Annotated in this window: 14 protein-coding genes and 2 pseudogenes; 6 read left to right on the top strand and 10 right to left on the bottom strand. The window is 75.3% G+C overall.

Annotation, left to right across the window (positions count from 1 at the left end):
• Positions 1–74: 74 nt before the first annotated feature.
• Positions 75–2,420, top strand: a complete 2,346-nt coding sequence (locus tag ACIQBJ_RS11795; protein ID WP_400707525.1) for a DEAD/DEAH box helicase — start codon at positions 75–77, stop codon at positions 2,418–2,420.
• 102 nt (positions 2,421–2,522) lie between these two features.
• On the opposite strand, the pseudogene ACIQBJ_RS11790 reads toward ACIQBJ_RS11795, so the two are convergent.
• The 7 genes and pseudogenes from ACIQBJ_RS11790 to ssd form a co-directional block, all read right to left on the bottom strand.
• Positions 2,523–2,939 (bottom strand): annotated as a pseudogene (locus ACIQBJ_RS11790) (Rv3654c family TadE-like protein); the annotation flags it as partial.
• Positions 2,936–3,274: a TadE family type IV pilus minor pilin gene (locus ACIQBJ_RS11785; RefSeq protein ID WP_400707522.1), complete on the bottom strand. Its 339-nt coding sequence runs from the start codon at positions 3,272–3,274 to the stop codon at positions 2,936–2,938. The gene ACIQBJ_RS11785 and the pseudogene ACIQBJ_RS11790, both read right to left, overlap by 4 nt.
• 55 nt (positions 3,275–3,329) lie before the next feature.
• On the bottom strand, positions 3,330–3,581 hold the full coding sequence (locus ACIQBJ_RS11780; RefSeq protein WP_400707519.1) for a DUF4244 domain-containing protein: 252 nt from the start codon (positions 3,579–3,581) through the stop codon (positions 3,330–3,332).
• A 56-nt stretch (positions 3,582–3,637) separates the two neighbouring features.
• On the bottom strand, positions 3,638–4,435 hold the full coding sequence (locus tag ACIQBJ_RS11775; protein ID WP_400707516.1) for a type II secretion system F family protein: 798 nt from the start codon (positions 4,433–4,435) through the stop codon (positions 3,638–3,640).
• Positions 4,436–4,449: 14 nt separating this feature from the next.
• Positions 4,450–5,508 (bottom strand): type II secretion system F family protein, encoded by a 1,059-nt coding sequence (locus ACIQBJ_RS11770; protein ID WP_400707513.1) that lies wholly within the window; start codon positions 5,506–5,508, stop codon positions 4,450–4,452.
• 415 nt (positions 5,509–5,923) lie between these two features.
• A pseudogene (locus tag ACIQBJ_RS11765) lies at positions 5,924–7,075 on the bottom strand (TadA family conjugal transfer-associated ATPase); the annotation flags it as partial.
• 450 nt (positions 7,076–7,525) lie between these two features.
• Complete coding sequence (gene ssd / locus ACIQBJ_RS11760) at positions 7,526–8,626, bottom strand: septum site-determining protein Ssd (RefSeq protein ID WP_400707510.1); 1,101 nt, start codon at positions 8,624–8,626, stop codon at positions 7,526–7,528.
• A 765-nt stretch (positions 8,627–9,391) separates the two neighbouring features.
• Between ssd and ACIQBJ_RS11755 the strand changes: the two genes are divergently transcribed.
• Complete coding sequence (locus ACIQBJ_RS11755; RefSeq protein ID WP_400708137.1) at positions 9,392–10,195, top strand: HAD family hydrolase; 804 nt, start codon at positions 9,392–9,394, stop codon at positions 10,193–10,195.
• 464 nt (positions 10,196–10,659) lie between these two features.
• On the opposite strand, the gene ACIQBJ_RS11750 is transcribed toward ACIQBJ_RS11755, so the two are convergent.
• Positions 10,660–11,571, bottom strand: coding sequence for an oxidoreductase (locus ACIQBJ_RS11750; protein WP_400707507.1), 912 nt, complete (start codon positions 11,569–11,571; stop codon positions 10,660–10,662).
• A 248-nt stretch (positions 11,572–11,819) separates the two neighbouring features.
• On the opposite strand from ACIQBJ_RS11750, the gene ACIQBJ_RS11745 reads away from it, so the two are divergent.
• Entirely contained in the window at positions 11,820–12,806 is a 987-nt protein-coding gene (locus tag ACIQBJ_RS11745) for an ATP-binding protein (protein ID WP_400707504.1), read from the top strand.
• 328 nt (positions 12,807–13,134) lie between these two features.
• Positions 13,135–15,486: a SulP family inorganic anion transporter gene (locus ACIQBJ_RS11740; RefSeq protein ID WP_400707501.1), complete on the top strand. Its 2,352-nt coding sequence runs from the start codon at positions 13,135–13,137 to the stop codon at positions 15,484–15,486.
• 135 nt (positions 15,487–15,621) lie between these two features.
• Here the strand turns inward: ACIQBJ_RS11740 and ACIQBJ_RS11735 are convergent, their stop codons facing one another.
• The gene (locus ACIQBJ_RS11735) at positions 15,622–16,137 is read right to left on the bottom strand and encodes a hypothetical protein (RefSeq protein ID WP_400707498.1); all 516 of its coding nucleotides are present in this window, start codon (positions 16,135–16,137) and stop codon (positions 15,622–15,624) included.
• A 311-nt stretch (positions 16,138–16,448) separates the two neighbouring features.
• On the opposite strand from ACIQBJ_RS11735, the gene acs reads away from it, so the two are divergent.
• Positions 16,449–18,404, top strand: a complete 1,956-nt coding sequence (acs, locus tag ACIQBJ_RS11730; RefSeq protein ID WP_400707495.1) for an acetate--CoA ligase — start codon at positions 16,449–16,451, stop codon at positions 18,402–18,404.
• 65 nt (positions 18,405–18,469) lie between these two features.
• Here acs and ACIQBJ_RS11725 read toward each other — a convergent pair whose 3' ends face one another.
• Complete coding sequence (locus tag ACIQBJ_RS11725; protein ID WP_400707492.1) at positions 18,470–19,543, bottom strand: serine hydrolase domain-containing protein; 1,074 nt, start codon at positions 19,541–19,543, stop codon at positions 18,470–18,472.
• Between the two features lie 340 nt (positions 19,544–19,883).
• Here ACIQBJ_RS11725 and nhaA point away from each other — a divergent pair, with 340 nt between their 5' ends.
• Complete coding sequence (nhaA, locus tag ACIQBJ_RS11720) at positions 19,884–21,173, top strand: Na+/H+ antiporter NhaA (RefSeq protein WP_400707489.1); 1,290 nt, start codon at positions 19,884–19,886, stop codon at positions 21,171–21,173.
• Positions 21,174–21,270 lie beyond the last annotated feature (97 nt).

Below are 21,270 nucleotides of genomic sequence, written 5' to 3'. Positions count from 1 at the left end.
TCAACCACCTGCGACCACGGCCGCACGATGGTTAGCAGCGATTCTCCGTCACGCCGGTGACACACTGGGTCTTCATGCCGCCCCGTCACCACCAGCCCGAGGCCCTGCTCGCCAGCCTTTCCACCGAGCGCGGCAGGTCGGACCGCCTCACCCATACGGAGCACCTGCCCGCCAGGGAGGCCGGCCATGCGCCCTGGCCGGAAGGAATCCGTCAGGAGGTGGTCGCGGCGGCCTCCCGGCTCGGCGTGGTCCTGCCCTGGACGCACCAGGCCGAGGCGATGGACCTGGCACTGGGCGGGCGGACCACGGTGATCGCCACCGGCACCGCCTCGGGCAAGTCGCTGGGCTACCTGGCGCCGCTGCTCAGCGACCTGCTGACCGGCACCGAGGCCCGCAACGGACGCGGCGCGACCGCGCTCTACCTGGCCCCGACCAAGGCGCTGGCCGCCGACCAGCGTCGGCGCGCCGCCGAACTCGTCCCCGAACGGGTCCGGGTCGCGCTGTACGACGGCGACACCCCGCCGCAGGAGCGCGAGTGGGTCCGGCAGTACGCCTCCTACGTGCTGACCAACCCGGACATGCTGCACCGCGGGATACTCCCGGCCCACCCGCGCTGGTCCTCCTTCCTGAAGACGCTGAAGTACGTGGTCGTCGACGAGTGCCACACCTACCGCGGCGTGTTCGGCTCGCACGTCGCCCAGGTGCTGCGCCGGCTGCGGCGGCTGTGCGCCCGCTACGGCTCCGCGCCGACCTTCCTGCTGGCCTCCGCGACCACCGCCGAACCGGCCGTCACCGCGGAACGGCTCACCGGGCTGCCCGCCACCGCCGTCACCGAGGACCGCTCGCCGCGCGGCCCGCTGGTGTTCGCGCTCTGGGAGCCGCCGCTGACCGAGAACGTCGGCGAGCACGGCGCGCCCGTCCGCCGCACCGCCACCGCCGAGACCGGCTACCTGCTCACCGACCTGGTGCACAACGGCACCCGCACCGTCGCCTTCGTCCGCTCCCGGCGGGCCGCCGAACTGGTCGCGCTGCAGGCCCAGGAACAGCTGGGCCACCCGCTGGCCGAGCGGGTCGCCGCCTACCGGGGCGGGTACCTCGCCGAGGAGCGGCGGGCCCTGGAGCGCGACCTGCACACCGGCCGGCTGCTCGGCCTCGCCTCCACCTCCGCGCTGGAGCTCGGCGTGGACGTCTCCGGCCTGGACGCCGTGCTGATCGCCGGCTATCCCGGCACCCGCGCCTCGCTCTGGCAGCAGGCCGGGCGGGCCGGGCGCGACGGACAGGGCGCGCTGGCCGTGCTGATCGCCCGCGACGACCCGCTGGACACCTATCTGGTCCACCACCCCGAGGCGCTGTTCGCCACGCCCGTGGAGGCCACCGTCCTCGACCCCGACAATCCGCACGTGCTCGCCCCGCACCTGTGCGCGGCCGCCGCCGAACTCCCGCTCGGCGAGAGCGACCTGGAGCTCTTCGGCCCCTCCGCCGCGCCACTGCTGCCGGTGCTGGAGCGGCGCGGGCTGCTGCGCCGGCGCGCCGACGGCTCCTGGTACTGGACCCGCCGCGAACGCGCCGCCGACAGCGTGGACCTGCGCGGCAGCGGCGGCAGCCCCGTGCAGATCGTCGAGGCCGACACCGGGCGGCTGCTCGGCACCGTGGACGCCGAGGCCGCGCACACCACCGTGCACACCGGCGCCGTCCACCTGCACCGGGGCCGGAGCTACCTGGTCCGCGAACTCGACCTGGAGTCCTCGGTCGCCCTGGTCTCCCCCGCGAACCCGCCGTACACCACCACCGCGCGGGACGTCACCTCGATCTCGATCCTGGCCACCGACGCCGTCGAGGAGTGGGGCGAGGCCCGGCTCGGCTTCGGCTCGGTGGAGGTCACCAACCAGGTGGTCGGCTACCTGCGCAAGCGGATCTCCACCGGGGAGGTCCTCGGCGAGAGCAAGCTCGACCTGCCGCCCCGCACGCTGCGCACCCGGGCCGTCTGGTGGTCCGTCACCGAGGACCAACTGCTCGACGCGCTCGTCCCGTTCGACCAGCTCCCCGGCGCGGCGCACGCCGCCGAGCACGCCTCGATCGGCCTCCTCCCGCTGTTCGCCACCTGCGACCGCTGGGACATCGGCGGCGTCTCCGTCCCCCTGCACCCCGACACCGGCCTGCCCACCGTCTTCGTCTACGACGGCCACTCCGGCGGCGCGGGCTTCGCCGAACGCGGCTTCCGCCGCGCCGTCGAGTGGCTGACCGCCACCCGCGACGCGATCACCGCCTGCGCGTGCGAGCGCGGCTGCCCGTCCTGCGTCCAGTCCCCCAAGTGCGGCAACGGCAACGAACCCCTGGACAAGGCCGCCGCGATCCGCCTCCTCACCGTCCTGCTCGCCCACGCCCCGGCCTCCCGGGAGGACCCGGGGGCCGACGGCTGACGCGCCGTCGGCCGTCGGCGGGGGCCCGGCACGGGCGACCGGCACCGGGCGGCTCCTCGGGGTGTCGGCCTCGTCGCCCCAGGCCCAGAGCGGTCCGGCCCGGGAGCGGGCCCGGGCCGGGCCGAGGGGCAGCAGGACCCCGCGGACCGGCACCTGGACCACCACCTCCACGGCGTCCTCCCCCGGGACGGCGGTGCAGGAGACCAACTCGGCCCGTTCCTGACGCCCGGTCAGCTCCGCCGCCCGCCCGCACCCGCCGTCCGGGTCGAGCAGCAGCCGCCCCGCCGCGGCCAGTGCGGCGAGATCGGCCGCCGACTCGGCCCGGTGCCGGGCCGCCACCGCCGCGCCCAGCGTCAGGCAGGCCGAGAACACCACCACCCCGAGCAGCCCGAACGACACCAGCCAGACCGTGGCCGAGCCGCGGTCGGCGGCACCGCCGACGGGGCCGTCCCGGCCGGCCGGCCCGGGGCAGCGGGCCCGATCGTCCTCCGGTGCGCGCACGCGCGTCCCTCCTCTCATTCCTCTCCGGTCAGCACGTCCTCCCGGGCACCGACCGCTGTCGCGGTCAGCCGCACCGAGAGCAGCGCGGCGAGCCTGCCCGGGCCCGGGCAGGGGGCCTCGACCGTGACCCGGGCGGTGTCGGCGTCCAGCGCGACCTGGACCTTCGCGCCGCGCGGGGCGGCCGCGACAGCCCGGGCCACGGCGTCGGCGTCCCCGCGGGCGGCGGCCCGGGCACCGACCCGGGCCGCGTCCACGCAGCGGATCTGGGCACCGGCCGCGACCACGCCCCAGGTCAGCATCACCGCGAGCAGCACCAGCGCGGGCAGCCCGACCGCCGTCTCGGCCGTCACCATCCCGGCGTCCGGCGCCCGGGGCCGCCCGGACGGCCGCTGTCCTCTCGGCCGCCGCTCAGACCGCATGCAGGGCCCGGTCGAGGATCTCCGAGAGTGCCCCGGAGACCGCTCCACTCGTCACGACCTTGTAGAGCACGGCCGCGAACGCGCAGGCCGCAACGGTGCCGATCGCGTACTCGGCGGTGCTCATGCCCGCGTCCGGCGGACCCGCCGCGACCTTTCGGCAGCGGTGGCGCAGCCAGCCGCCGAGCCTGCGGGCGGCGTGCGCGGCGGTGGCCGGGCGGATCGGTGCGCAGAGCGTCTTCATGGGGAAGTCCTTTCTTCGACAATCGACTTGGCTCGGTCGGAAGCCGACCGGCACGGTCACAGGCGCTGGGCGAAGGCTCCGGTCAGCCCGGTGACGACCGGGACGACCCCGATCAGCACGAACGCGGGCAGGAAGCAGAGCCCGAGCGGGGCGGTCGCCAGCACCCCGGCCCGGCGGACCCTCGCGTGCGCAGCCCGGGCGGCCGCCGCCCGCTGGGACTGGGCCAGGCCGGCGAGCGCCCCCGCCGGCGGGGCACCGCTCACGGCGGTGCGGGCCAGGCAGCGGGCGAGCGGTGCCATCGGCGGGCAGTCGGCGGCCAGGCGCTCCCAGCAGTGCTCCGGGGCGGCACCGAGGGCGAGTTGAGCCGCGACCCCGGACAGGCGGTCCCGCATCGGTGGCGGCACGCTGGCGGCGACCGCCCGGGCCGCCCCGGCCGGGGAGTTGCTCGAACCGAGGCAGGCCGCCAGCAGGTCCGCCGTGAGCGGAAGTTGGCGGACCAGCCAGTCCCGTTCGGCGGCCCGGCGACGCTCGCCGGGCGACCGGACCCGGGGCAGCAGCCGCCACCCCGCCCAGCCGACCAGCGCCCCCGCCACCAGACCCGCCCAACCGCCGACCAGCGCCCCGGCCGTGAGACCGAGCAGCCCGGCCAGCGGCCGGTCCCCCGCCAGCCGCCCGAGCAGCCGCCCGGCGACGGGCCCCGCCCGGCCGCGCCACCCGCCCCGCGCCGGACGGGCCGCCACCGCGGGGACGCACCGCTCGGCCCGTCGCCGCACCGACCGCCACCACACCGCTGCCAGCACCTCCCCCACCAACCCGGCGGCGGCCACCGGCACCAGCACCATGTCCGTGTCCACCACGCCTCCCCCGTTCACCCGGCACCCGCCACACCCGGACCGTCCGGACCATGGCGGGTCCGACTGATCCCGCACCCGGTGACCGGGGCACGGAGCGGCCGGGGCCTGGCCGGGGCGTCCTCGGCCGCGCGGACGATCCGGGCCGTCCAGAACAGCCCGGCGGTCTCCAGGGCGGCCCCGGCCAGCAGGCTGAGCAGCCCGGCGGGGGTGTGCAGCAGGACGTGCACGGGGTGCGCGCCGAGCGCGGTTCCCAGCCCCAGGCCGACCGCGGGCAGGGCTGCGAGGACGACCACCGTGGTGCGCGGGCCCGCGAGTTCGCCCGAGATCTCCTCAGTGAGGGCCCGCTCGGCACGCAGCGCGTCCGCGACCTGTTCGAGGCCGGTGGCCAGGCCCGTCCCGCTCTCGGTGCTGACCTGCCAGCAGGCCGCCATGGCTGCCGCGCCCTCCCCGCCCGGCAGTTCGGCCACCAGACGGAGCGCCGCGGGCAGGTCCGCGCCGTAGCGCCCGGCGGCCAGCCCGGCCGCCGGTCCGGCACCGAGGCGGCGGTCCCAGTCCGGTGCGGCCCGGGAGAGGACGGCGCTCATCGCCTGTTCGGGCGTGGCCCCGCTGTGCAGTTCGGCCGCCAGACCGGCGCACAGCTCGATCACCGCCGCGGCCCGGTGCCGGGCAGCACGGGCCGCCCCGAGCCGGGCCCGCCAGCGGCGCACCGGGACCACGGCGCAGGCCGCCCCGAGCAGCGGCAGCACCGAGTCGGTACCGCGCCCCGCCACCACCCCGGCCGGGAGCAGCAGCAGTTCGGGCACCAGCCAGCGGGGCCGTCGGCGCTGCCACGCCGCCCCGAGCCGGCCGAGCCGCCCGCCCGGCCCGGCGGGACCGCACGCCCCCGCCAGCACCCGCCGCGCCCGGCTGCCGCCCCGTACCCTGCGACGCACCGCGAGCAGCCGCCCCGCCCCGAACGACCCGAGCGCCAGCCCGACGGCCACCGCCCCCGCCGAGACAGCTGCCCCGGCCGGGCCCGCGGCACCAACGGCCCCGCACACCCGCAGCACGAGCAGCTCGAACAGCCCGCTCACCACGGCCACCCGGCACCCGAGCGCAACAGCTGCCAGGCCACCGCCCCGACCACACAGAGCACGGCCACCCAGGTGAACTCGATCTGCTGCACCGTCATGTCCCCTCCCCCGCCTCGCCGACGGGCACCTGCTCGACCGGAGAGTCCGAAGAAACTGGGGAAGCCGGAGAGACCGGAGGGACTGGCGAAGCCGGGGAGACTCGGGAAGCCAAGACGACCGGAGGGGCCGGCGACGCCGGAGAAGCCGGGGAGACTGAAGAAGCCGGAGAAGCCAAGACGACCGGAGAAGCGGGCGACGCCGGGGCGACCGGGACAGCCCCGTCGGCCGTACCGCTGCTCCCCGCCACCGCCCCGGCCGGTTCCCCGACGGCCGCCAGCGCCGGTTCCGGCGGGAGGTCGACGCCGCGTTCGGCGCAGAGCTCCCGCAGCCGGGACCAGCCGGGGCCGGGGCGGCTGCGGCCGTCGCGTTCGAAGTGGACGGCGGCGAGCGTGCTGGTCAGCCCGTCGGCGTCCCCGACCAGCAGGTGCAGGCCGGTGACCCGGCGGCGGCCGTCGGCCCGGTCGCGGCCCAGGTGGACGACCGCGTCGAGTCCGGCCCGGAGCTGGCTGTGCAGCGCGTGCCGGTCGAGTCCGGCGAGCGAGCCGAGCGCCTCCAGCCGGGCGGGGACGTCGGCGGCGGTGTTGGCGTGGACGGTGCCGCAGCCGCCCTCGTGGCCGGTGTTGAGGGCGGCCAGCAGGTCGACCACCTCGGCGCCCCGGACCTCGCCGACCACCAGCCGGTCGGGTCGCATCCGCAGGGCCTGGCGGACCAGGTCGCGCAGGGTCAGTTCGCCCAGCGACTCCTGGTTGGGCGGGCGGGACTGCAGGCGGACCACGTGCGGGTGGTCCGGGCGCAGCTCGGCGGAGTCCTCGGCGAGGACGATCCGCTCGTGGTCGGGGACCAGCCCGAGCAGGGCGGCGAGCAGGGTGGTCTTGCCGCTGCCGGTGCCGCCGGAGATCAGCAGCGAGAGCCGGGCCCGCAGCACGGCGGCGAGCAGGTCGGCCCCGGACGGTGGCAGTGCCCCGGCGGCGACCAGTTCGGCGAGGGTGAAGGGCTTGCTGCGGGTGGTGCGCAGCGAGATGTGCGTGCAGTCGGCGGCGATCGGCGGGAGCACGGCGTGCAGCCGGGTGCCGTCGGGGAGCCGGGCGTCCACCCAGGGGCGGGCGTCGTCGAGGCGGCGGCCGGCCGCGGTGGCCAGCCGGTGGGCGAGACGGCGGACGGCGTCCGCGTTCGGGAAGCGCACGCCGGACGCGCGTTCCAGGCCGCGGCCCCGGTCGACCCAGATCCGGTCCGGGCCGTTGACCAGGACGTCGGTGACGCCGGTCTCGGCGAGCAGCGGGTCGAGCGGGCCCGCGCCGACGATCTCGGCGCGCAGCGTGCGCACCGCGTTCAGCACGTCGGCCCCGCCGAGCGGCGGCCGGGCCGCGCGCAGGGCGGCGGCGACCGAACCTGCGGTGGGCGACGCGCCCGCCTCGGCGAGCCGCATCCGGACGGCGTCCACCAGCTCGGCCGCGGCCTCGTCCGGCATTCCGCCGGACGGGACCGCCCCGGCCCGCGCCCGGCCGACCCCCGGCCTGCCCGACGACAGAGTGCCGGGCGGCGGCGGGGGCGGTGCGGCGGCGCCCTGCTGACGGCGCACCAGGTACCGGACCGGCGGGGCCTGCTGGGGCCCGGGAGCGGCCTCGGCCGGCTCGGGCTCCGGGCCGGGCCCGATCGGCCCGGACGGGGTGCCGAACAGGTGGCGGGCCCGCGGTACGGCGATCCGGCGGTGGGCGCGGGTGATCGGCTGCCGGACGGCGCGCACCGCGCCCCGGGCGGGCCCGGGTGCCCCGGCGGCCTCCCCCGTCCCGGCGTCCACGGCGCGGATGTCCGCGGAACGGCGGCCCGGCGCACCGGAATCCACCGTGCGGGAATCCACGGCGCGGGAGTCCGCGGCCCGGTGGTCGACGGCGTGCAGACGGTTGGTCATGGGTCCTCCTCAGGCCGCCACGACGGGCGGCATCGCTTCGGTCAGGAACCGGCCGCAGAACCGGGCCAGCGGCCCGCGTTCGCGCAGTCCGGGCGGGGTGCCGCGTTCGACGTCCAGGGCGAGGCCGGGCTCGGGGGCGAGTTCGCCGGCCAGCCGCAGGTGCAGGCCGCGGGCGACGTCGACGGGAGTGAGCCCGGCCGGGCCGGGGGTGCGGACGACGGCCCTGAGGTCGGCCAGCCGCATCCGGACGGCGGCGGCGACCCGGTCCGCGGCGGCCATCGCGCGGAGCTCGGCGGGCACCACCAGCAGGGCGGTGTCGGCCTGTTCGAGCGCCTGGGCGGCGGCCGCGTCGAGGTGTCTGGGCAGGTCGAGGACGACCAGGCCGCCGCGTCTGCGGGCCGCCGCCAGGACGCTGCGCATGGCCTCGGCGGGGATGGCCAGGGTGTCGGACCTGTCCCAGGACAGTGCGCTGAGCCGGTGCGGTTCGGGCAGCGCCCGGGCCAGCTCGGCCCCGTTGATCCGGCCGCGGGAGGCGGCCAGGTCGGGCCAGCGCAGGCCGTCGGCCTGTTCGGCGCCGAGCAGCACGTCCAGTCCGCCGCCGAGCGGGTCGCCGTCGATCAGTATCGTCCGGTGGCCGGCCCGGGCCGCGCGGACGGCCAGGGCGCAGGCCAGGGTGGAGGCTCCGGCCCCGCCGCGGCCGCCGAGCACGGCGACGGTGAGCGCGGGCGGCCCGACGCCCTCGGTGGCGTCGGCGATCCGGTCGAGCAGCCAGGACTGCGCGTCGGGCAGGAAGAGGACGTGCTCGGCGCCGAGCCGGACCGCGCGGACCCAGATCTCCCCGTCGTCGAGGTCGAGGCCGAGCAGCAGCACCCCGGGTCGCCGGGGCAGGCCCGCGCACTGCTCGGCCAGGTCGTCGCCGACCAGTACCAGCGGGGCGCCCTCCCAGAGCGGGGCGGGCGGTGGGGCGCCGCTGAGCAGGCGGGGCTCGGCCCCGGCCGCGGCGCAGAGCCGGGTGAGCTGTTCGGCGAGCTGTTCGTCGCCGGTGAGGATCAGCGGCCCGGGCGGGGGCTCGGGCGCGGTGGGGTGCGGGTCGGTGACCGGAGCGGACAAGGCGGGCCTCCCGTGGTGCGGGAACGGTCTGACGTCGCGTCGGACCCGACGGCCCGGAGCGGGCTCCGCCGAGTGGCGCGGACACCATGGTGAAGGACTGCGCGGAATGTGTGGGCCGAGTTCCCATTGCCTGTGGATAACCGGCCCCTGTGGATAACCGAGGTCACTCGAACAGTGGACGAAGCAGTTGTGAATTGACACATCGGGTATACCAATATGACACTCGCACAACTACGCAGCGTTACATGAACGCGGTCTGCGAAGAATCTTCGAAGAACCCTCGACGGCGGCCCAGCGGCCACCGGAGCACCCCCGGAAAACTCCGCCCCCAGCACCCCCGGAGGCCCCAACTGCCCATGAAAACGGGCCCGGACATGCGACGACCCCCGCCGGGGGGGAGAGCGGGGGTCGTCTATCCACGGTCCGACTCGGGGGGGAGGAGCCGGACCGGGTTAGCACGGTCGCGCGAACGATCCGTGACTTCCATGGTGTACCCGACCGGCCAGAAACACAAACCCGCACGCCCACAGGTCCACCGAATGGCCGCCGGTTTTGGTCGCCCCTCTATCCTCGGTTCCCGTGGACACCACCGAGAACGCCGACTTCGCCGACCGCGGTGCCGACCAGAACACCGAACCGGACGTCGACCGCCAGACCGAACCCGACCCCGGACCCGCCGCCGCGACCACCGCCGCACCCACGACCGGACCCACGACCGGACCCGCCGCCGCGACCACCGCCGGGCCCGCGCCCACCGGCTACGGCGTGCCCCGGACGGCCGCCTTCTTCGACCTCGACAAGACGATCATCGCCAAGTCCAGCGCGCTCGCCTTCAGCCGCCCGTTCTACCAGGGCGGCCTGATCAACCGCCGCTCGGTGGTGAAGAGCGCCTACGCCCAGTTCGTCTTCCTGGTCGGCGGCGCGGACCACGACCAGATGGAGAAGATGCGGGCCTACCTGTCGGCGCTCACCCGCGGCTGGAACGTCCAGCAGGTGCGGGAGATCGTCGCGGAGACCCTGCACGGCATGATCGACCCGATCATCTACGACGAGGCCGCCTCGCTGATCGAGCAGCACCACGCGGCCGGGCGGGACGTGGTGATCGTCAGCAGCTCGGGCTCCGAGGTGGTCGAGCCGATCGGCCAACTGCTCGGCGCGGACCATGTGATCGCCACTCGACTGCACGTCGAGGAGGGGCGCTACACCGGCGAGATCGAGTACTACGCGTACGCCGAGAACAAGGCCGCGGCGATCCGCGAACTGGCCGGTCGGGAGGGCTACGACCTGGCCAACTGCTATGCGTACAGCGACTCTTCGACCGACCTGCCGATGCTGGAGGCGGTCGGCCACCCGGCTGCGGTGAACCCGGACCGGGCGCTGCGCAAGGAGGCGGTGGCCCGCGAGTGGCCGGTGCTGGTGTTCAGCCGGCCGGTCGAACTGACCCGCCGGCTCCCGGAGTTCCACGCCCCGAGCCGGTCGGTGCTGGCCGCGGTGGCGGTCGGCGCGGCCGTCCTGACGGCGGCGGTGCTCTGGTACAGCGCCCGGCGGCGGCGCCCCGCGGCGGCCTGAGCGAGCCCACCCGCCAGCAGCCCCACCAGTCCCACCCGCCGACGGCCCCGCATGCCGACGGCCCGGCCCGGATGCCCCGGCCCGGGCCGTCCGGGTGCGCCGAATCGGACAGATCCGGAGCAAAGCCACGGTATCGCCCGTTTTCGGGTTCCCCTTTCGGCCGATCTGCGGTAGAAATGGGGTACGGCCCGCGAGACCCGGTCAGGACCCCAAGAGGTCGAACCGACAACGCAGTTCAGGCCCCACGGACCGATGTACGGACTACTGGGCACCCACATGCAGCCGACCCGCTGACGGGCCGCCGCACCAGGCGAACGGGCACAGGACCCCGCCTGATGGGCAAAGAACACGGTGCATGCACTGGTAACCCGGCCTCCGTACCAGCGGCGGCGCCCGGAGAAGTCGGGCGCCGCCGCATCACTGTGCAGCCCCGGCCGGGCAACTCCGGCCGGGGGCGGGCGGGTTCAGACCATGCCGCGCTGCATCGCCTCGCACACCGCGGTGCTCTCCCGGACGCCGAGGCCGAGCCCGGTGGCGCAGTGGGCGAGCCAGCGGGCCAGGCCCTCGGGGGTGCCCGCCAGGTAGCCGAGCAGGGCCTGCCGGTAGGCGGCGGTGCCGAGTTCGGCCAGGCCGACCTCGGCGGGGCAGATCGCCTTGGGGTCGAGCCCCTCGGCGGTCAGCACGATCCGCTGGGCGGCCCGGGCGACCAGTCCGTTGTACGAGCCGAACGGGCGCAGCGCGAGCAGTTCGCCGTGCACGACCGCGGCGACCACCAGGGCGGGCGCGCCGCCGGTGGGACGCTCGGCGCGAGCGGCCAGCAGTCCGGCCAGCTGGTCGAGCCGGGCGGCGGCCTCGGCGGGCGGGGGCGGCGGCAGTTCGCCGACCGGGAGGCCGCCGCCGACCGCGCCGCCGTCCGGACTCCCGTCCGTGCCGACGCCCTCGGTGGCGGCGATTTCGCGCGGGAACAGCGGGTCGGCCCCCTCGTCGCCGCGGCGCGGCCGACCGGCGGCCGGGTCGCCGTCGCCGACGGCGAGCAGGTGCAGCCGGGCCAGCACCTGGAGCGGGGAGGTGCGCCAGACACTGAGCAGCTGGCCGGCCTCGGCGGACAGGCGCAGCGCGGCGCCGACCGTCCGGGCCTCGGGGTCGGCGCCGAAGTCGGTGCGGCGGCGGACCTCCTCCAGCGGCCAGTCGGCGCCCTCCAGGGCGGCGGAGGCGCGGGCGCCGCGCAGCGCGGACTCGGAGGTCACCTCGCCCGCCCGGCGCCGCATCACGCGGTGCCCGTAGAGGCGGTCGACGTTCTTCCGCACCTCGGCGACGGCCTCGGGGACCCCGGAGAGCAGGGCCAGCGGGGCGAGCGGGTCAGTTCCTGTGGTCACCTACCCGAGAGTAATGAATCGGGCGAGCGACCGGGAGGCAACCCCCGGGTCACCCTTTCGTGGCAATCCGCTCTTCCCCTATGTGCGACACCCCAAACCACCGCTAGCATGTGCACTAATCGGTGACGATAACGGTTTCCAACAAGCGTCCACCGCGGCAGCAGGCCACCTCGACCGCACGGCAAGCGGCGCACCGGGCGGGTCCGCCCGCCGCAGAGCCACAGAGCCACAGAGCCGGAGACTCAGAGATGAAGATCGCCTTCGTCGGCAAGGGCGGCAGCGGCAAGACCACCCTGTCCGCCCTGTTCATCCGCCACTTGGCCGCCGCCGGACACCCGGTGGTCGCCGTCGACGCCGACATCAACCAACACCTCGGCCCGGCGCTCGGCCTGACGGACGGCCAGGCGGCGGCCCTCCCCTCGCTCGGCGCCCACCTGCCGGAGATCAAGGAGTACCTGCGCGGGGACAACCCCCTGATCCGCTCCGCCGAGGAGATGATCAAGACCACCCCGCCCGGCCCCGGCTCCCGGCTGCTGCGGATCGTCGAGGAGAACCCGGTCTACGCGGCCTGCGCCCGGCCGATCGCGCTGGACGAGGGCTCGGTGCGGCTGATGGCCACCGGCGCGTTCACCGAGGAGGACCTCGGGGTGGCCTGCTACCACTCCAAGGTCGGCGCGGTGGAGCTGCTGCTCAACCACCTGCTGGACGGCCCGGACGAGTACCTGGTGACCGACATGACGGCCGGCTCGGACTCCTTCGCCTCGGGCCTGTTCACCCGCTTCGACCTGACCTTCCTGGTGGCCGAGCCGACCCGCAAGGGCGTCTCGGTGTACCGCCAGTACAAGGAGTACGCCCAGGACTTCGACGTCCACCTGCGGGTGGTCGGCAACAAGGTGCAGGGCCCGGACGACCTGGAGTTCCTGCGCCGCGAGGTCGGCGAGGACCTGTACGCCTGCTTCGGGCAGTCCGGCTGGGTGCGCCGGCTGGAGCGCGGGGACGAGCCGCCGCTGCGCGAGCTGGAGCCCGCGAACCGGGACGTGCTGGCCGGGCTGAAGGCCGCCGCCGACGCCGCCCACGGGCTGCGCGACCCGCGCCGGTACAGCGCCCAGGCGGTCCGCTTCCACCTGCGCAACGCGGAGAGCTGGGGCAACGCCAAGGTCGGCATCGACCTGGCCACCCAGGTCGACCCGGAGTACGTGCCGGGCGCCGAGCCGGCCCGCGCCGCCGGGGTCTGAGCCCGCGCACCACCGCACCGAAGGGCCGGTCCGCGCCTCGCGCGCGATCGGCCCTTCGGCGCATCCGCAGGAGTTCCCGCACAGTTCGGATGCCACCCGATGTGGTGAATAGCCCCTTTTGCGCTTCTCCGGCGCGCGCACGCTGTGCAAAGGTCTCATTACTCTCGGTTTACCAGCTCTTGAAGCTCGGCCGCTGCAGGCACCCTCCGCCGCGCGGCCTCCCCTGCCACACCCGCCACACCCGCTGTGACCCACGACAGCCGATCCGACCAGGCAGCACCGCCGGACCTGACTGCGTTCGTTCCCCCGGAAGAAGACGGGCACCACCATGACTCTCGACGTCTCCAGCGCACCCATCGCCTCCGACACCACCGACCACGCCCCGCCGACCGACACCCCCGCCGCCCAGCAGACCGCCGCGCCCGTCGGCCGGGCCCGGGCCCTGCTGGCGCACGACCTGCCGGCCTCGCTCGCCGTCTTCCTGATCGCCGTGCCGTTCGCGCTCGGCATCGCGCTCGCCACCGGCGCCCCGCTGACGGCCGGTCTGGTCTCCGCCGCCGTCGGCGGCCTGGTCGCCGGGGCGCTCGGCGGCACCCACCTCCAGGTGAGCGGCCCGTCCGCGGCGCTCACCGTGGTCACCGCCGGGCTGATCGCCCAGTACGGCTGGCCGACCGCCTGCCTGGTGACCGTCGCGGCCGGGCTGCTCCAACTGCTGCTCGGCTCGCTGCGGGTGGCCCGGGCCGCGCTCGCCGTCTCGCCCGCCGTGGTGCACGGCATGCTGGCCGGTGTCGGCCTGACGATCGCGATCGCCCAACTGCACGTCATCCTCGGCGGCCGGCCGCACAGTTCGGCCCTCGCCGACCTGCTCTCGCTGCCCGGCGAGCTGGCCGGCCCGCACCCGCCCGCCCTGCTGGTGGGCCTGCTGGCGCTCGCCGTGCTGTACGGCTGGCCCCGGCTGGGCCGGCTGCCCGGCGCGGCCGGCCGGGTCGGCGCCCGGCTGGGCCGACTGCCCGCCGCGCTGGTCGCGGTGACGGCCGCCACCGCGCTCTCGGTGGTCGCCGAACTGCGGCTGGCCCGGGTCGAGCTCCCGGTCTGGGAGCACCACCGGTTCTTCTCGATGCCCGCCCCGGGCCCGCTCGCCGCGCACTGGGCGACGCTGCTCGGCCTGGTGCTGACCGTCGCCGCGGTGGCCGGCGTCGAGTCGCTGCTGTCCTCCGTCGCGGTGGACCGGATGACCCGCCGCTCCGGCGACCTGGACCGCGAGCTGCGCGCCCAGGGCACCGCCAACCTGCTGTCCGGCCTGCTCGGCGGGCTCCCGGTGGCCGGGGGCGCGGTCCGCTCCACCGCCAACGTGCAGGCCGGCGCGGCCACCCGGATGTCGGCCGTGCTGCACGGCTGCTGGGTGCTGGTGGCCGCGCTGGCGCTGACCGCCGGGCTGCGCCGCATCCCGCTGGCGGCGCTGGCCGCGCTGGTGCTGGTGGTCGGCGTGCAGATGGTCAGCTTCGCGCACATCCGCCGGGTGCACCGGCACCGCGAGTTCCCGGTCTACCTGGCCACCGTGCTCGGCGTGGTGCTGCTCGGCGTCCCGCTGGGGGTGCTGCTGGGCGGCTCGGTGGCCGTGCTGCTCGCCCTGCACCGGCTGACCCGCGCCCACGTCGACGTGCTCGCCGAGCCCGACGGCTCGTACACCGTCCGCACCCACGGCCCGCTGACGTTCGTCGCCGTCCCCAAGCTGTCCCGGGCGCTCGGCCGCATCCCGGCCGGCGCGCGGGTGACGGTCCACCACGACGGCTCCTTCCTCGACCACGCCGCCTACGAGGCGCTGCACGCCTGGCGGACGGGCCACCGGGACTCCGGCGCCCAGGTCACGATGCTGACGGACCGCCGGTCCAGGGACGTGCTGGACCCGGACGGCACGGTCCGCGCGGGCAGTTCCCCCGGGCCGCACCGCTGCCGGGCCTGGACGCCCTGGGTCGGGCACCACTGCATCGAGCAGCGCGAGGACGACCCGCACGTCCGCCTGCTCGACGGCGTCCGCGGCTTCCAGCAGCACACCGCCCCGCTGGTCCGCCAGGAGCTGGCCCGGCTCGCCCGGGACGGGCAGACGCCCTCCCAGCTCTTCCTGACCTGCGCGGACTCCCGGATGGTCACCAGCATGATCACCAGCTCCGGCCCGGGAGACCTGTTCACCGTCCGCAACGTCGGCAACCTGGTGCCCGCCCCCCACGAGCCCGGCGCCGCCGACGACTCGGTGGCCGCCGCCGTCCAGTACGCGGTGGAGGTGCTGGAGGTCGCCTCGATCACGGTCTGCGGCCACTCCGGCTGCGGGGCGATGAAGGCCCTGCTGGACGGGGCGACCGAGCAGGACGGCCCGCCCACCGCGCTGACCCGCTGGCTGCGCAACGGCCGCGGCTCGCTGGCCCGGCTGCGGTGCGCGCCCGCGGAGTTCGAGGGCCGCCCCGCGGCGGACGTGGTCGAGCAGCTCTGCGTCACCAACGTGGTGCAGCAGTTGGACCAGCTGATGGCCAACCCGGCGGTGGAGCGCCGGGTCGCGGCGGGGTCGCTGCGCCTGGTCGGGATGTACTTCGACTTCGCGACGGCGCAGGCCTACGTGCTGGACGCGGACACGGGCCGGTTCGCCCCGGTGCACGCGGAGCAGCAGCAGGAGCTGGCTGCCTGAGCCGGGTGCCGGTGCGGCGGGGGGGGGGGCCGGGGGGGCCCCCCCCCCCCCCCCGCCCCCCCCGGGGGGGGGGGGGGGGGGGGGGGGGGGGGGCGGGGGCCCCCCCCCCCCCCCCCCCCCCCCCCCCCCCCCCCACTACCGCAGCAGGTCGGCCAGGTCGGCCGGGGTGACGTAGCCGGGCCAGCGGTGGTCGGTGAAGAGGTGCACCCCGGCGTCCTGGTAGCACTGGTCGACGAGCTGGGAGCAGATCATGTGCTTGCTGCTGGCCACGTAGCCGCGCAGCAGGGGGCCCATCGGGAGGTGCAGCCGGACGGCGGCGAGGGCCAGGTAGTCGGCGAAGCTGTAGGGCGTGCCGATGTAGTGGTGGGCGGCGGCGACGATCGCGGTGCGCTGGGCGTCGGTGAGCGGGACCCGGCCGGTGGACCAGCGGACGGGGTGGCCGTCGTAGACGGTGAGCGGGCGGAGTTCCGCGCCGCCGGGCTGGGCCTCGACGAGCTGTCCGTCGCCGACGTGCACGAAGGCGTGCTCGTAGTCGGCGAACCCGTCGCCGTTGAGGAACTGGCCGAGCCGGATCAGGCGGCCGGTGCGGCCGCCCATCCGGACGACGGCGAAGTCTCCGGGGAGGGGGGAGGGCGGAGTGGTGGCGTTCATGGGGGCACCCCCGTCGCGGTCGCGTACGGTAGTTGGTCGCGCACCGTCAGTGGAGTACCGGGCGGGGACCGCGTCAAGGCCGCGCGCGGGATTGACCGGGGCGGGGGACGGGAAGGCGTGGGGTGGGCCGGCGGAGCGGCTGGGGCGGCGTCCACCTGGGACGACGCCGCAGGCCGATCAAAGGTCTACACCAATTTTCCGGCAGCTCTTGTCAACACGGCTGTTGGCCTGGTGAGCTGTGCGCTGGGACACACGGGACAATCCCTCCGCACGGGGTTCCCCGGTATTTGAGACTCGATGAGGAGTGCGCGTTGAGCAACGAGAGCCTGGCCAACCTGCTCAAGGAGGAACGGCGCTTCGCCCCGCCCGCGGAGCTCGCCGCGGCGGCCAACGTCACCGCCGACGCCTACGCGCAGGCCTCCGAGGACCGACTGGCCTTCTGGGCCGAGCAGGCCCGCCGGCTGAGCTGGGCGGTCGAGCCCACCGAGACCCTGGACTGGTCGAACCCGCCGTTCGCCAAGTGGTTCGCCGACGGGAAGCTCAACGTCGCGTACAACTGCGTGGACCGCCACGTCGAGGCCGGCAACGGCGACCGGGTAGCGATCCACTTCGAGGGCGAGCCGGGCGACAGCCGCGCGATCACGTACGCGGAGCTGAAGGACGAGGTCTCCAAGGCCGCCAACGCGCTGCTGGCGCTGGGCGTGGCCAAGGGCGACCGGGTCGCCGTGTACCTCCCGATGATCCCGGAGGCGGTCGTCTCGATGCTGGCCTGCGCCCGGATCGGCGCGGCGCACTCGGTGGTCTTCGGCGGCTTCTCCGCCGACGCCGTCGCCTCCCGGATCGAGGACGCCGACGCCAAGGTGGTGATCACCGCCGACGGCGGCTACCGCCGCGGCAAGCCGTCCGCGCTGAAGCCCGCCATCGACGAGGCGCTGACCAAGGTCGACGGCGTGGAGAAGGTCCTGGTCGTGCGCCGCACCGGCGAGGAGGTGGCCTGGACCGAGGGCCGCGACGTCTGGTGGCACGAGCTGGTCGACGCCCAGTCCGCCGAGCACACCCCCGAGGCGCACGACGCCGAGCAGCCGCTGTTCATCCTCTACACCTCGGGCACCACGGGGAAGCCGAAGGGCATCCTGCACACCTCCGGCGGCTACCTCACCCAGGCCAGCTACACCCACCACGCGGTGTTCGACCTGAAGCCGGAGACCGACGTCTACTGGTGCACCGCGGACATCGGCTGGGTCACCGGCCACTCGTACATCACCTACGGCCCGCTCTCCAACGGCGCCACCCAGGTCATCTACGAGGGCACCCCGGACACCCCGCACCAGGGCCGGTTCTGGGAGATCGTCCAGAAGTACGGCGTGACCATCCTCTACACGGCGCCCACCGCGATCCGCACCTTCATGAAGTGGGGCGACGACATCCCGGCGCGGTTCGACCTGTCGAGCCTGCGCGTCCTGGGCTCGGTCGGCGAGCCGATCAACCCCGAGGCGTGGGTCTGGTACCGGGAGCACATCGGCGCCGGGAAGACCCCGATCGTCGACACCTGGTGGCAGACCGAGACCGGCGCGATGATGATCAGCCCGCTGCCGGGCGTCACCGAGACCAAGCCGGGCTCCGCCCAGCGCGCCCTGCCGGGCATCGCCGCCACCGTCGTCGACGACGAGGCCCGCGAGGTCCCGAACGGCTCCGGCGGCTACCTGGTGCTGACCGAGCCGTGGCCGTCGATGCTGCGCACCATCTGGGGCGACGACCAGCGCTACATCGACACCTACTGGTCGCGCTTCGAGGGCCGCTACTTCGCCGGCGACGGCGCCAAGAAGGACGAGGACGGCGACATCTGGCTGCTCGGCCGGGTCGACGACGTGATGCTGGTCTCCGGCCACAACATCTCCACCACCGAGGTGGAGTCGGCCCTGGTCGGCCACCCGGCGGTCGCCGAGTCCGCAGTCGTCGGCGCCACCGACGCCACCACCGGCCAGGCCATCGTGGCGTTCGTGATCCTGCGCGGCACCGCCGAGGAGAGCCCCGAGCTGATCGCCGAGCTGCGCAACCACGTCGGCCGGACCCTCGGTCCGATCGCCAAGCCGAAGCAGATCAAGGTGGTCTCGGAGCTCCCGAAGACCCGCTCCGGCAAGATCATGCGCCGCCTGCTGCGCGACATCGCCGAGGGCCGCGAGGTCGGCGACACCACGACCCTCGCCGACTCCTCGGTGATGAACCTGATCCAGTCCCAGCTGCCGGCCGGCGGCACGGAGAGCTGATCTCTCTCCGAACGACGAACGACGAACGAGGCCCCCACCGGTCGGTGGGGGCCTCGTCCGTCCGGTCACGCCGCCAGCGAGCGCAGCGTCCCGTACGCGGTCTGGGCGAAGCCGCGCCGCCCGGTGGCGAGCGGGCCGGCCAGGGCGACCAGGCCGGTCTGGGCGGCCCGGTCGAAGCCGACGAAGGCGGTGCAGCGGCCGGTGGAGCCGGTGTGGAAGACCACCTCGCCGCCGTCGTCCGGGCGGTGGTTCCAGCTCAGGCAGATCCGCTGGCCGAAGCCGCGCCGGGCGACCCGGGGCAGCGACACCTCGCGCAGCGCGGTGCGCAGGCTGGCGGCCGCGCCGGTCCGTTCCGGGATCGGGACGGCGTCCACCGCGAGGTGGGCCTGGAGGTAGCGCAGCATGTCGTCGATGGTGGAGCGGAGGGCCGCCGCGCCGGGCAGCGCCGGGGTCTTGAAGGAGGGGATCCAGCGGCCCCGCCGGTAGCCGGTGGCCTCGTCCCGGCCGGTGCCGCAGGAGGTGTCGATCAGGCCGAGCGGCTCGCAGACCCGCCCGTCGAGCAGCTCGTGGTAGCGCTGCCCGGCGGCCCGTTCCAGCACCAGGCCGAGCAGGCCGGCGCCGAGGCTGGAGTAGCGGACCCGGGTGCCGGGGGTGCCGCGCACGGGCGTGCGGGGCAGGGCGCGCAGCAGGTGGGCGGCGCTGAAGGTGGCGTACGGGCTGGTGAACCAGCGGGGCACCGCGGCAGGGGCGAGGCCGACCGGCAGCCGGGGCAGTCCGGAGGTGTGGGTGGCCAGGTGCAGCAGGGTGATCGGGCGCTCGTGCGGGTAGCCGGGCACCGTCCCGGCGGGCAGGTAGCGGTCGATCGGGTCGTCGTAGCGGACCTCGCCGCGGGCGACCATGTCGGCGAGCAGCAGGCCGGTGAAGGTCTTGGTGACCGAGCCGAGTTCGAAGCGGGTGTCGGCGCGGACCGGGCGCTCGCCGGCCCGGTCGGCGTAGCCGCGGCAGGCGACGGCGCGTTCGCCGCCGCGGATCACCGCGACGGCCAGCCCGCCCTGCGGGGCGGCGGTGGCGAACAGCGGGCGCAGCAGCCGGTCGAGGTCCGGTTCGGTTAACGGAGGCTGGGCGGTGTCGGCGCCCACGGCTCCTCCCGCTCGAGGACCCACGGCCTGGACCGGTATGGGTTCGGTTTCCTGACTGGACATCGGTTCCTCCATGACGGTGCGGGCCGCCGGGGAGGCGACCCGCTTCTGCCGCCGACGTTAGGAAACTGACGGGTCGTCCGCATCCGGCCGAACCCATCCGGGTCAGCGCGCCCGGACCTGGCCGCAGATCGCCATAAAGTAGGACGAACCGAATGACTGCTTGCCGTGCCCCTTAGGATGTCAAGGAAGCATCAAGAGTTCAGAGGCGCGCCGGGAAGTCTGGTCGGCACCGCACCACCCGTGTGTCCGCAGCCGCCCGCCTCTGGAGGTCCCGCCCGTGAGCAGCCCCTCGTCCGACCGCCGCCAGTTCCTCGGACTGCTGTCGCTGCCCGAGCGCCGCTACCTCACCGAGGCGCTACGGACCGAGACGGTGGGCGGGGTGCTGCTGCTGCTCGCCGCGGCGGCGGCGCTGGTCTGGGCGAACGTCTGGCCGCACGCGTACGAGGCGGTGCGGGAGTACACGGTCGGGCCGGCCGCGCTGCACCTGGACCTGCCGCTGGAGGCGTGGGCGCAGGACGGGCTGCTGACGATCTTCTTCTTCGTGGCGGGCATCGAGCTGAAGCGCGAGTTCGTGGCCGGGGAGCTGCGGACGCCGAGCGCGGCGCTGCTGCCGGTGGTGGCGGCGGTGTGCGGGGTGGCGCTGCCGGCGGTGCTGTTCGCGGTGGTCAACACGGCGGCGTCGGGCGGTCACCCGGCGGGCTGGGCGATCCCGACCGCGACCGACATCGCGTTCGCGCTGGGCGTGCTGGCGGTGGTGGGCAGCCACCTGCCGTCCGCGCTGCGGGCGTTCCTGCTGACCCTGGCGGTGGTGGACGACCTGATCGCGATCCTGATCATCGCGGTGTTCTACTCGTCCGGGATCGAGTTCTGGGCGCTGGGGGCGGCGCTGGCCGGGCTGGTGCTGTTCTGGTTCCTGCACCGGCGCGGGGTGCGCGGCTGGTGGCTGTACGTGCCGCTGGCGGTGGTGATCTGGGCGCTGATGCACGAGAGCGGGGTGCACGCGACGGTGGCGGGCGTGGCGATGGGCCTGATCCTGCGCTGCCACCGGGAGGAGGGCGAGGAGCACTCCCCCGGCGAGCACATCGAGCACCTGGTGCGGCCGCTGTCGGCCGGGCTGGCGGTGCCGGTGTTCGCGCTGTTCGCGGCGGGGGTGCCGGTCTCGGGGGCGGCGCTCGGGGCGGTGTTCACCGAGGCGGCGCCGCTGGGCATCGTGATCGGCCTGCTGGTCGGCAAGTCGGTCGGCATCTTCGGCGGCACCTGGCTGACCGCCCGCTGGACCAGGGCCACCCTGAACCCGCAGCTGACCTGGTCCGACATGTTCGCGCTGGCGACCGTGGCGGGCATCGGCTTCACGGTGTCGCTGCTGATCAGCGACCTGGCGTTCCCGGACGACCCGCACCTGGCGGAGCTGTGCAAGGAGGCCGTGCTGGTCGGTTCGCTGACCTGCGCGCTGCTCGGCACCCTGCTGCTGAAGCGCCGCAACCGGCACTACCGGCAGCTGTGCGAGGAGGAGGACCGCGACGAGGACGGCGACGGCATCCCCGATGTGTACCAGCGGCTGGGGTGACACGCCCGCGACGGGGTACCCGGAGTGGTGCCCGACTCACCGGTAAGGGCATGATGCTGAGCTGACGCACCGATGCATGACGCACCCTCACCGCGTA

Origin of the sequence: Kitasatospora sp. NPDC088391 (assembly GCF_044753345.1) — a bacterium.
Taxonomy (GTDB): domain Bacteria; phylum Actinomycetota; class Actinomycetes; order Streptomycetales; family Streptomycetaceae; genus Kitasatospora.
The sequence above is the reverse complement of the archived record's forward strand: the minus strand, read 5'-3'. Positions and strand labels throughout refer to the sequence as shown.

Excerpts from the sequence above, each read along its gene's own strand:
- ACIQBJ_RS11735 (WP_400707498.1), bottom strand. The coding sequence starts at position 16,137 with ATGAACGCCACCACTCCGCCCTCCCCCCTCCCCGGAGACTTCGCCGTC.
- ACIQBJ_RS11785 (WP_400707522.1), bottom strand. The coding sequence starts at position 3,274 with ATGGTGACGGCCGAGACGGCGGTCGGGCTGCCCGCGCTGGTGCTGCTC.
- ACIQBJ_RS11740 (WP_400707501.1), top strand. The coding sequence starts at position 13,135 with ATGACTCTCGACGTCTCCAGCGCACCCATCGCCTCCGACACCACCGAC.
- ACIQBJ_RS11745 (WP_400707504.1), top strand. The coding sequence starts at position 11,820 with ATGAAGATCGCCTTCGTCGGCAAGGGCGGCAGCGGCAAGACCACCCTG.
- ACIQBJ_RS11795 (WP_400707525.1), top strand. The coding sequence starts at position 75 with ATGCCGCCCCGTCACCACCAGCCCGAGGCCCTGCTCGCCAGCCTTTCC.
- ACIQBJ_RS11780 (WP_400707519.1), bottom strand. The coding sequence starts at position 3,581 with ATGAAGACGCTCTGCGCACCGATCCGCCCGGCCACCGCCGCGCACGCC.